The sequence below is a fragment of the Leptospira paudalimensis genome, from assembly GCF_026151345.1.
GTDB classification, from domain to species: Bacteria; Spirochaetota; Leptospiria; order Leptospirales; family Leptospiraceae; genus Leptospira_A; species Leptospira_A paudalimensis.
Genome location: NZ_JAMQPR010000001.1, coordinates 928,789 through 940,908, shown reverse-complemented (window position 1 = coordinate 940,908; position 12,120 = coordinate 928,789). Strand labels below are relative to the sequence as shown.

General features: G+C 34.6%; 6 protein-coding genes. 1 reads left to right on the top strand and 5 read right to left on the bottom strand.

The window, feature by feature from the left end:
* Positions 1–43 precede the first annotated feature (43 nt).
* Positions 44–2,431 (bottom strand): ATP-dependent Clp protease ATP-binding subunit, encoded by a 2,388-nt coding sequence (locus tag ND855_RS04280; RefSeq protein ID WP_265357336.1) that lies wholly within the window; start codon positions 2,429–2,431, stop codon positions 44–46.
* 183 nt (positions 2,432–2,614) lie between these two features.
* On the opposite strand from ND855_RS04280, the gene ND855_RS04275 reads away from it, so the two are divergent.
* On the top strand, positions 2,615–4,558 hold the full coding sequence (locus tag ND855_RS04275) for a SpoIIE family protein phosphatase (RefSeq protein WP_265357335.1): 1,944 nt from the start codon (positions 2,615–2,617) through the stop codon (positions 4,556–4,558).
* An 8-nt stretch (positions 4,559–4,566) separates the two neighbouring features.
* On the opposite strand, the gene ND855_RS04270 is transcribed toward ND855_RS04275, so the two are convergent.
* Genes ND855_RS04270 through ND855_RS04255 form a run of 4 tightly spaced genes read right to left on the bottom strand, consistent with a single transcriptional unit; the run spans position 4,567 to position 12,118 of the window.
* Positions 4,567–6,738 (bottom strand): response regulator, encoded by a 2,172-nt coding sequence (locus ND855_RS04270; protein ID WP_265357334.1) that lies wholly within the window; start codon positions 6,736–6,738, stop codon positions 4,567–4,569.
* A 43-nt stretch (positions 6,739–6,781) separates the two neighbouring features.
* Positions 6,782–8,707 (bottom strand): hybrid sensor histidine kinase/response regulator, encoded by a 1,926-nt coding sequence (locus ND855_RS04265; protein ID WP_265357333.1) that lies wholly within the window; start codon positions 8,705–8,707, stop codon positions 6,782–6,784.
* An 11-nt stretch (positions 8,708–8,718) separates the two neighbouring features.
* Positions 8,719–9,582 carry a patatin-like phospholipase family protein gene (locus ND855_RS04260; protein ID WP_265357332.1) on the bottom strand — a complete coding sequence of 288 codons (864 nt, stop codon included), beginning with the start codon at positions 9,580–9,582 and terminating at the stop codon, positions 8,719–8,721.
* 22 nt (positions 9,583–9,604) lie between these two features.
* On the bottom strand, positions 9,605–12,118 hold the full coding sequence (locus ND855_RS04255; RefSeq protein WP_265357331.1) for a cation-translocating P-type ATPase: 2,514 nt from the start codon (positions 12,116–12,118) through the stop codon (positions 9,605–9,607).
* Positions 12,119–12,120 lie beyond the last annotated feature (2 nt).

Genomic DNA, 12,120 nt, shown 5'->3' with positions numbered 1-12,120 from the left:
ACCATAGGTTTTCCATGGTAGGGTTCAAATTTAAAATTTGGATTTATTTTTTGGATCCAACTAACTCTGGGATTGGAGCAAATTGTAAGTCATCACCATTCCAATCTGCTCGGTACTTTCCCTCCGCCAGTGTTCCCGATAAGATTGCCTTCGCCAAAGGTCGATTCACAATTCGATTGAAAACGCTACCCAATGGTCGTGCCCCAAATTTAGGATCAAACCCCTGCTCTCTTAGAATATGTTCTGTACTTTCCGAAAGTTCGACAGAGATTCCTTTCACTTTCAATCTTTCATTCAACAAACGTAGCTGTTTTTCGATCAATTTTTCCATGATGGAAGAATCCAACGAATGATAAGTTAAAATTGCATCCAACCTTCCAAGGACCTCTGGTTTAAAGTCGGCTTCAATATTTTTTGAATTGGTAGTCAGAATCACAATTGTGTTTTTAAAATTGATGGTTCTACCTTTGTTGTCGGTGAGTCTACCTTCATCTAAAATTTGAAGTAATATATCGGAAAAGTCAGGATGTGCTTTTTCTACTTCATCGAATAACACTACAGAGTAAGGTTTTCTTCGAATGGCTTCTGTTAATATTCCACCTTCGTCGTAACCAACATACCCAGCAGGAGCACCAATTAATTTCGCAACAGAGTGTTTTTCTGAGTACTCACTCAAATCTAAACGAACCAAATTGGTTTCTTGGTCAAATAAATACTTCGCAATTGCTTTTGCAGTTTCAGTTTTACCAACACCCGTTGGACCTTTTAACAAAAATGATCCAAGTGGTCTTGTCTCTGAAGAGATACCTGCATAAGAAGTTAACAAAGTATCTGCAATTTCTCGAATGGATTCTTTTTGACCATACACAACTGAATTTAGATCTTCTTCTAAGTGGAGTAAATTCTCTTGTTTGGTTTTTAGAATTTTTTCTACTGGAATCCCAGTTTGCCTAGCAATCACAGCAGCGATATGATTTCGTTCTAAGATCCAACTATTTTGAAATCCACTGAGTTCTTTTTCCAATTCAGGTAAAACTGCGTATTTTAATCGAGAAGCTTCCGTATAATCTGCTCGCTGTTGTGCGGCATCTAAATCAAATTTCACTCGATCTATTTTATTTTTAATCGAAGCGATTTGTTTTAATGAATTTACTTCTTTTTCCCAAACTTGTTTTCCTTCTTGGAATTTTTTCTCTAAAACTTCAATTTCCTTAAGAATATCCTCGTTTTTCTTTTCTACTTGAGCAAAGATTTTTTTTGAGCGGATTTCACTCTCTAGTTCCACGAGTTCTGTTGGCATTGCTTCTGCGGAAAGTTTTAAAGCCGATGCAGCTTCATCCACCAAATCGATCGCTTTGTCTGGCAAAAACTTATCAGTGATGTATTGGTCGGACAAAAGAACTGATGCATAAATAGCTTCGTCAGAAATTTTAATCCCATGATGAATTTCATGTTTATCACGTATTCCCATTAGAATTTCAATGGCATCCTCTTTACTTGGTTCGTTTACAGGCACTGCACGAAATCTTCTTTCTAATGCTTGGTCACCAAGGATGTATTTTTGAAATTCATCACCTGTCGTTGCTCCAATACAATGGAGTTCACCTCTTGCCAAAGCTGGTTTCAGTAAGTTGGCTGCATCCATAGCACCTTCTGTTTTCCCAGCTCCTACCAATTGGTGGATTTCATCGATAAACAAAATTGCTTCACCAGCTTGCCCCTTGATATACCGCAAAAGTGCCGTTAGTTTTTCCTCAAATTCTCCTCTGTATTTTGTTCCAGCCATTAATTGACCCATATCAAGTGAATAAATGGTTTTCCCTTTTAATACATCTGGAACTCTTCCCTTTACAATTTGTTCTGCTAGACCCTCAACGATTGCCGTTTTTCCAACTCCAGCACTTCCAACTAACACCGGATTGTTTTTGGACCTTCTACCCAAAATTTCCATTACTGATCTGATTTCTTTACTTCGGCCAATCACAGGATCCAATTTTCCTTCTTTCGCTAAATCATTGAGATTCACAAGAAAATTTGGTACTTCTTCGTCGGTCTCTTTGATATTCAAATCCTCATAGTTTATCTTTAACTCAGGCAAAATCTGAGGTAAAAATTTCAGAAAATCTGCTTCCTTCAGTTCTTCCCGTCCATTCTCAGCAGCTCTAGACGATGCCATAGTAAACCATTGGGCAAGTTTTGGAGATGTACGAAGTGATTCGAAAGGAATCTCTCCTGATGCCCGCGCTTGTTTCTTTAAAAATTCATCAACTGTAAATTTATATTTCAGTAACGCCTTTCCTGAAACAGAAGTGGGTAAGGTCATAAATCCCCATACTAAGTGGTAAGGAGTGATTTCTGTATTTTGCCTGCGAATTGCTTCTGTCTGTGCAATGTCCAAAGCTCCTTGGACGTTTGAGTCATATTGTTTCATAGTGTTTCCTCACTTTTAGCACTCTAAGTCTTAGACTGCTAATTTTACGTTCTTAATACAAGTTTTTTTTGAAAATGGCTTTTAGTGACGCATTCCTCGTCCAATTCTAGTGAAGTTCGTAGTTAGATTGGTACCAAATCTTTGGGAATCACTGGGACCAGACAAAAAGGAGAAGCGATTTTAGTGCTTTTTTTCAGAAAAACATCTTGGATTGCCTTACTCTTCTTTTGCACACTCCCATTAGTTGCCCTACCTCTCTCCATCGAGGAATCAAACAATTACAGGGACATTGGAAGGTATTTTGAGTTTACGATCCCAAGTAACCCTGAAGCGACTCTAGACGAAATCTTAAAACAGGAAACGGTCTGGAGACCTAATTCTAAAAATGTAATTTCGTTCCCTCGATCCAAAAACCCAGTTTGGATCAAAGTAACATTAATCCATTACGGAAACTTTCCTCACACTTTCTTTTTACATCTATCCAATCCCGTGGTGGACCTATTCGAATTAAATACCGAAATCAATGGTAAGTGGAATACACAGTGGTCAGGTGAACAGGTATTACAAAAGAATAAGCCAATCTATTCCCATTTATCAGCATTCCCGATTACATTATCAGCAAATGAAACAAGGACCATTTATTTAAAGATCCGATCTGACAATCCAATCTTTAGTTTTGCTTCCATTTATAATTCGAGAACCTTTATCGCATATTCCAAAAAACAAGATATATTCTTTGCCGCTTATTTTGGAGCAGGTTTTATGATGTTCCTTTTCAGTCTTTTTTTGGCACATACCCTTCGCTATAAAAAGTTTTTTTATTTTTTCTTTTATCTTGCAACTGTCCTATTCCTAAACACTTACTCAACAGGCTTTATACAATATATAGAATTCGGAAATTCAAATACTTGGAAAAATTATTTATTCCCCATTACTATTTATTTTTCATCAATCTTCGGATTACTTTTTACATTAGAATTCTTAGAAACCAAAAATATATACATAAATTTATATAAAGTCACATCGAGTTACATAATCTTACTATTAATCGTTATCCCAACCCTTTCAGTTTTGGATTTGCGCTTTTTCATGCAACTAACAGTTGTATTCGTTTCAATATCTCTTTTGTTCACTATCACCATTTCAATCATGACACTATCAAAAAGTAAGAGGAAAATAGAAGTAATTTTATTTCTTTTGGCTTTTGGATCATTACTGATTGGGGCATCTTATTATATTTTCACGGTACAAGGTTTTATCAAACCATTTCATTTTGCATCGTATTCATTGCCATTAGGTTCAGCAATGGAAGTATTTTTTCTTTCACTGGCACTCGTTTTAAGAGTATCTGAATATAGAAAGTCAAATGAACAAAAACAAGAAATTGATCTCCAACTTAAGATTGCGCAGAAACTACAAAACGGATTATTACCTAAAAAAAGAACTCATGCTTTAGAATACCCACTTGGTTTTAGATATTTACCAGCAACAGACATTGGAGGCGACTTTGTCGAAATCATTGTAAAAGAAAATGAACTTGGCCTATTTTTGTGTGATGTTTCAGGGCATGGAATTCCTGCAGCAATGATTGCGTCTATGACTAAAGTTTCACTGGAGATTTGGAATGATACACTAGATAAACCAGCATTAGCTGCTGAGAAAATAAGAAAATCTCTCTTAAGTTCTTTATCTGGCCACTTTTTAAGTGCATTTTTTGTTTATATCAATCCAAAAGAAAATACACTCCGCATCGCGAATGCAGGCCATTTACCTCTTCTCCACTTAGACAGAGATGGAAAAATTACTCCATATACAAGTTACGGCAGAGCCATAAATGAATTTATAAAATCGGATATGATTGAAAAAAGTTTCCCTCTACCAAAAGAAGGAACCTTTATATTATTTACAGATGGTGTTATCGAAGCACGGAATATCAATACTGGTGAATTATTTGGTGAAGACCGTTTTTACAATTTAATCCAGACTCTTGCCAAAAAACACCCACAAAACATTTGTGATTTTGTTATCGAAGAAGTTCAGAAATTCCAAAAAACCAAAAGATCTGATGATGATATTACAATTCTAGCTTTGTCTTTGGATACAAAAATCAACTTCGAAGGAATGTGAACAAAATCCTATGTTCCAAGCCAAAAGTGAAGTTGGTTTAATAGATCATTTGGATTAAACGGTTTGGATATGAAGTCATTCATACCAACTGCTTTGATTTGTTCTTTTGTTTCGAGTTGCGCAGATGCAGTTAATGCGATAATCGGAAGTTTTTTCCAACGTGAATCTTTCCTGATTTCCGTCGTCGCGCTATAACCATCCATTTCTGGCATATGTAAATCCATTAAAATTAAATCAATTGGTTGGTTCGAAACTATTTTTAAAACCTCTACTCCATTTGATGCTTCAATGGTTTGTATCCCCCAACGATTCAGAAACCGAATCACAATAGAACGATTGATTTGTATATCATCTGCGACTAATACAATTTTTCCGTTTAATAAATCATTGTTCTTCGCCGAAGCAAATGAGATCAATTCATTTGATTTTCCGACTTTACAAGGAATAGAAAATGTAAACTTTGATCCTTTACCAAGTTCGGATGATAGATATAATTTTCCATCCATCAACTCAACTAATGCTTTAGAAATTGCTAAACCGAGTCCAGAACCACCATATTTGCGAGTTGTATCTTGGTTTGCTTGGGTAAACTTCTCAAAAACAGAATCAAATTTGTTTGATTCAATTCCTATACCTGTATCTTCTACTTCAAATTGTATCTCGACAGTTGTGGAATTTTGAGAAATCACTTTAACTCTTAAACTTACAGAACCCTTAATCGTAAATTTCAAAGCATTTGATAGTAGATTATTCAAAATTTGCAATAATCTCGTAGGATCTGAATGAATGAATTCTGGTAAAGATGGATCGATTTGTTCTTCGAATGTTAAAAGTTTTTCTCTCGCACGCATTGAGAATGAAGTTGTGATTGGTTTCAAAAATTCTCTAAAATTAAAATCAATTTTTTCGATGATCACCAAACGTTCTTCAATTTTATTGAAGTCTAGTATATCGTTAATGAGTGCTAACAATGATTCACTAGTGAATTTTAAATTCTTTAAATTTTCAAATTGTTCTGGTTTCGGATTTTCTTCAAGTAACCATAACGAAATTCCAATAACGGCATTTAATGGAGTCCTTAATTCATGACTCATATTCGATAAAAAATCTGATTTAGCACGATTTGCTTCCTCAGCTTTTATTTTGGCATTGATTAATTCCCTCTCGTAAACAACTGTTTTTGTCACATCTAGTATCACAGAACGGCTTCTGATCATCTTCCCAGCAGAAGAATGGATTGCCGTCGAAGATAAATTAACAAAGATCGAACTACCATCTTTTTTGATAATTTCAAAGATTAAGTTATTGATAAAACCCTGTTTTTTAAATTGTGGGAAATTTGAAGTAAAGATTACTTTACTATCTTCGGCTAAAAGATCAGACCATTTTTTTTTACCAACTAATTCGTCTTCGCTGTAACCAAACCATTCACATTCAGTACGATTTACTTTTAAAAAGTATCCGTCTGGATCTAAACTATGAAATCCAACTGGTGAATTTTGATATAAATCTTCGATCTCTGAAAATCGATCTTCAATCATTTCCTTTTCAACAATTGACTGAAGACTCCTTCTGATGATAAAGATCATCCAAATGATTAAAAAAGAAAGTAGAGAAAATAAACCAGCAGAAACAACCAAAAGACGATCATCCGTTACCTTACGATTGGAGAATTCCAATTCGTCTCTTTGTTTTTTTCGTTTTAAAATCTGATCATGAAGCACTCTAAAGTCAGTCATTTTTCGATTTCCGACCACCAAACTTTGATTTGTAGGCATTCTTGCAGGAAATCCAATTAAGTAACCTTGGAGGTGTTCTATTTTCCCATGACTTATATTAAAAAGTATTTGCAAATCTTTTATATCTACGGCATCACAAAATTCGAGTAAATATTGTTCTAGCGATGGTAGAAGCAATAACGCATTGTGGTAAGGACTTAAAAATATAGGATCCTTAGAGAGCAAATAACCTCTCATTCCCGTTTCCGCATCTTTTAAAGCAGAAGCATAATCATTGAACCTTAGATCCCAATTTTTCCTTTTTTCAATGTGGTCTGTCTTGATACGATTATCATAAATATGATAAAAAAAGAAGATGGAGGAGAGAATCAAAAATGATAAAATGATCCATAGGAAACCAAGATAAAATCGTTCAAATTTTTTTTGGATCAAAAAAGTCATTTGAATCTATTTTCATATTCGAATGAACTATTTTGTCAATAGTTTAAACCATAGCTTTCCAAGCTGGAAAGTACAAATCAAATTGTGTACCTACCCCTACTTTGGAATCAACTAATATAGTTCCTCCCATTTTGGCTAAAATTCCATAAATGATGGAAAGACCAAGTCCAGTTCCTTTCCCACCTTTTGTGCTGAAAAATGGATCAAATATTTTCTCCAATATTTCTTTAGGTATTCCGCTTCCATTATCAATAAAACTCAATTTCCAATATTCTGTGTTTTTTAAAAAGCCAACATGAAACAGTTCTGATTTCTCATATGAAACTTTTGTTAGTGATATAGTGATTTTAGGATTTTGTGAATCTTGCAATGCAAATAACGAGTTTTCATATAAATTAGATAAAATTTGAAAAATTTGAATTGGATCTGCTTCAATAAATGCAGATTCGTTTCCTAAATCAGTAAATAGAGTCACTTTGTTAGCCGAAACAAATTTAACTTCGTTTAACACTTGCAACAGTTGGTCTCGCAAATCTAATTGTTTAGAAGTAACATGTTCGATTTTCGAATAAGTTAATATTTGTTGGATTAAATTTTTAGCACGTTCCAATGATTTGGATATTCCTTCGATTGCCGGCAGTGACCTTTCGATTATCTCATTTGATGATTCTTTCGACCAATCCGCATTCAAATAGGAAATATACGCCATCATAGGTGTTAATAAATTGTTAAAGTCGTGTGCAATTCCACCTGCAAACGTACCCAAAGCTTCCAATTTTTGCGCTTGCGCATAAGCCCTTTCTAATACAATTTTCTCAGTAATATCCTTGGCTTCTAATACTATGTATATTATTTTTCCACTTGCATCATTTAGTGGATAAAAATCACAATCAAAGTATTTTTCACGTCCGTCTCTCAATCGATATGATACAAATACTTCAAACGTTTGATTCTTTAAAGCTAACTTCATACCATAAGTTAATTTTTTGATAGAATCTTCATTCGAATCAGAGAAGATAGAACTAATCAATTCCAATCCTTGAACATCAGATTCATTCCGTTCAAAGGATAAAACTGAATTTCGATTCATACGTATAATGTGACCTTGTAGATCTAATAAAAATATAGCTTGTGATGAATTATTGAAAATCCCTTTGAATAATTGTTCATTGAGTTGGATAGAATTTTCTAAATCAGTTACATCAGATATATCATGAATGGTTCCAAAAATACGAAATCGATTCTCATCAAATCGTTCAGCTTCCAACCATAAATTTACTTTTTTGCGACCGTGTTTCGTATTTAAATGCAATAAAAATTCTTTTGAAGTATTTTCGCTGGTAACTTCTTGCCAAATTGATTCAATTTTTTTCCTTTCATCGAAATCTAATAAATCCCATACTTTATCCATTAAAGGAATTTCATTAAAATCATAACCCAAAATTCGATACAATTCTAATGACCAAAGGGTATTATTTTCAGGAAATATAACTTCAAAATGTCCTAAATGAGAAATCTTTTGTGATCTAGTTAAAATTTCTTCACCATGTACCAACATCTCCCAAGCTTTTTTCTGAGATTGTTTTAACCTAAGCGCTTCTAACTCTCGATTGACGATAAACGGAAGTTTGATAATGGATGATTTTGGAAGGAATTCAGCTGCCCCTAAATTTAAATATTCAGATGCAGCTTCTTCGGGAATGAATTCTGTAACAAGTATGACTGGTAATTCAGGATTTAATTCTTTGATGCGATGAATCACATATTTGCCATCAAAATCTGGTAAATAATAATCCGAGATCACAATATCCCAGGACTTATCTAAAATGGACTTTTCAAATTCAATTTTCCATTCAACCCTTTCAGGCGAGACAACGAATCCAAAATTTTCTAAAACAGATACAATAGCCTTGTAAGAAGCAACTGAATCTTCTACAACTAAGACTTTTATTTTTCTTTGGCTATCCATAATAGAAATTTTTAATTAAACAATCCAAATATGGGCAATTCCATATCACCCAAAATCTCGGCTTTATGTTTATACGCAGTACCTCGCCCTTCTGCTAAAGCAAACTTACCTTTCGAAAAATCATTGGGAGATAAATAAGGAGTATTTGTTTCTAATCGGATTAATTTTTTACCCTTCTCTTTTGCTAAAAGTGTTTTCAAATCCTCAGTTTCGGTTTCAATAATTTGCACAGAAGCATCTAACGCTCGCTTCATCATATTTTTACTAACTGGCCTATTATTATTAACTTGATGGATGACTATTCGATCAATGCTTGGATCTAAAATTAATTCTTTAATAGGTTCGCCATCACCAATACCGCCATCTAAAAACTCTTGTCCTTGGAATTCTTGCACTTCATAAAGGAAGGGAAAAGCAATGGATGCCATTACCGCATCTAATACATTCCCTTCAGTGATTAACTCTCTTTTGTTCTTAGATAAGTTAGAAACAGCAATTCCCAATTTGATAGGCAGATCAGAAAATTTTTTATTTCCCAAGTATGGATATAAGATTTTGCGAGTTGATTTCCCTGTTAAAACTCCACTTGACTGGTTCCATCCTTTTTTTAAGAGGCGACCAAGTAAGGTTAAGGAATTACCTTCCCAAAAATCTTTCTTTTTGAGACCCAATACAACGGATTCAAAATCAACCATCTCTCTTCCAGTGGCATATAGTGCACCAATCATGGCACCTGAACTTGATCCAGTGACGATGGCTGGCTTAAATCCAATTTCTTGCAAACCTCTTACAAAACCTGTGTGAGCAAAAAAACCAAAAAAAGCAGACTTTAAACATAACGCCGAATATTTTTTAGGAAAAATCAGTTCAATCATAAATAAAAATTCAGATACCTTCTTAAACGTTTCGAAACCATTTTGATACGGATACTTTTGTTATATCATAGAACAAAACTCCAATAAAAGCAACCAGTATCGCTGAAGAAAATTGTAGAAAATTGAGTGGAACAAATCGAAACAAACTGTTCATTCCAGGCAAATAGATCGACAGAAGTAAAACTGCGATGGTTCCAATAAATACAATATTGATCATTGAGTTTCGAATTCGCATCCGACTCCACATCGATTCATGTAAAGAACGATTCGCCAATATTAAAAACAGATTCGAAAATACTAAAGTAACAAATGAGGCCGTGCTTACCACTTGGTTGTTCGATTCATGATTTAAAAACATATGAGTAAGCCAATAAGTAGAAACAACTGAAATCAAGGAAAAGGCTCCCTGGATTAATGAAGTAACGAACAGTTCTCTATCCAATAGAGGTTCCGAAGATACTCTTGGTTTCCGTTTCATCAAATCAAATTCGGCATCCTCTTTTTCAAAAACGATCGTACATGTTGGATCGATTACCATTTCCATAAATACAATATGAATAGCAGAAAGTACTACAATAGGCCAGTTCAATAAGATTGGTAAAAATGTGATTCCAACGATTGGGATGTGCACTCCGATTAAATACCCAAGAGCTTTTTTTAGATTATCAAAAATTTGACGACCAATTCGAACTGATTCTAAGATAGAGGAAAAGGAATCATCTAACAAAACAATATCGGCAGCCTCTCTTGCGACATCCGTTCCACGTTCTCCCATTGCAACACCAATGTTTGCAGTTCTTAATGCGGGAGCATCGTTGACTCCGTCTCCTGTCATCGCTACGATTTCACCTTCGGACTTTAGATACCTGACCAATTTCCATTTATCTTCTGGACTTACTCTAGAAAAAACATTACATTCTTTTAATACTTTTTTAAATTCCTGCTCCTCTAAATTGGTAAAATCTTTTCCTGTATATACTAAATCTGAATTCTTTAAACCAATTTGTTTAGCAATATTCTTTGCAGTTTCTGGATAATCTCCTGTGATCATAATCACACGGATTCCAGACTCATAAGCAGTTTTTACAGCACTTGGTACAATTTCTCTAATTGGATCCAAAAAAGAAAGTAATCCGTAAATTTCATACTGAGCTGTGTTTCTTTCTTCCGGAATATTTTTCAAAGGTGTTTTTGATTTTGCGACAGCAAGTACACGATAACCTTCTTTTGCTAATTCATTTGTTTTTTCCGTCCAATTTTTCAAATTTTCCGAATCCAAATTGCATAACTCGAACACTGCTTCAGGAGATCCTTTCGCATAACATGAATATCCGTTTTCTTCTTTTAACACCCGAATCATAGTTAATTGTTCTGGTGTTAATGGAAAATCTTTTATGGACAATAATGATAAATCACCTTTTTGATGAAAAAGATTCATACAATCAGTAATAGCAATATCCATAGGATCAAAACTCGGATGTTTTGAGGCAAAGTATGCAATTTGTAAAATGGATTTCGATAAATCGGATACTTCATTTACTTTCTCTAAATTATCTTCGGAGTCTTTTGTCGTAATTTTTCCAACTTTCATTTTATTCTTTGTAATTGTGCCTGTTTTATCAGAACATAAAACCGTTGCAGCACCCAAAGTTTCTATGATTGATGATCTTCTCACCAATACATTTTGAGTACTCAACCGATAAGCACCCAAAGCAAAAAAGATAGTCATTACTAACGGCAATTCTTCTGGCATTAACCCTATAGCAAGCGTTAAACCAGACAATAATCCTTGTAACCAAAGTGATTTTACAATTCCAAAATAAATAGCAAGTGAAATGCATAATCCAGCAGCAACGAGAAATAAATTTCGAACTAACCTCGCTACTTCAAGTTCAAGAAGCGTTTTTCCAACTGTTTCATCGGCTATCTTTCTTCCTATTTTACCAATTTCAGTATGATTACCAACTGCGTTTACCCTACAAACTCCTTCTCCTGAAACAACAAGTGCTCCACAATATACCGATTGACCCATTCCTTTATTCACGGGGATCGATTCTCCCGTTAATAACGATTCATCACATGAAAACAATCGATCTGATAACAATTCAGCATCAGCGGGAATCCGATCTCCTTCATTCAGAATCAGTAAGTCTCCATACACAACATCTTTCCCTTCGATTCGTATGATTTGACCATCTCGAATAACGTTTGTTCGTGGACTCGCTAATGAACGTAAGGCAGAAATTGCTGTTTCTGTCTTTTTTTCTTGGTAAAATGTGATACAAATAATTCCGATCACGGAACCTAACAACAACAAGGCTTCTCCTCGGTCACCCAAAAGTAAATATACGATACTAATGGAAATGAGAAGCAGAATCATTGGTTCTGTCACCACTCCAAACAACATCCGAAGGAAACCAATTCGTTTGGAGGAACTAATTTCGTTTGCACCATAGACTGAACGGTTCTTTTTTACCATGTCTAGGGAGAGACCCATGTTGATGTATTCGGAGATTTGTTTTGGTATTGATTGCATTT

Excerpts from the sequence above, each read along its gene's own strand:
- ND855_RS04280 (WP_265357336.1), bottom strand. The coding sequence starts at position 2,431 with ATGAAACAATATGACTCAAACGTCCAAGGAGCTTTGGACATTGCACAG.
- ND855_RS04270 (WP_265357334.1), bottom strand. The coding sequence starts at position 6,738 with ATGACTTTTTTGATCCAAAAAAAATTTGAACGATTTTATCTTGGTTTC.
- ND855_RS04265 (WP_265357333.1), bottom strand. The coding sequence starts at position 8,707 with ATGGATAGCCAAAGAAAAATAAAAGTCTTAGTTGTAGAAGATTCAGTT.
- ND855_RS04260 (WP_265357332.1), bottom strand. The coding sequence starts at position 9,582 with ATGATTGAACTGATTTTTCCTAAAAAATATTCGGCGTTATGTTTAAAG.
- ND855_RS04255 (WP_265357331.1), bottom strand. The coding sequence starts at position 12,118 with ATGCAATCAATACCAAAACAAATCTCCGAATACATCAACATGGGTCTC.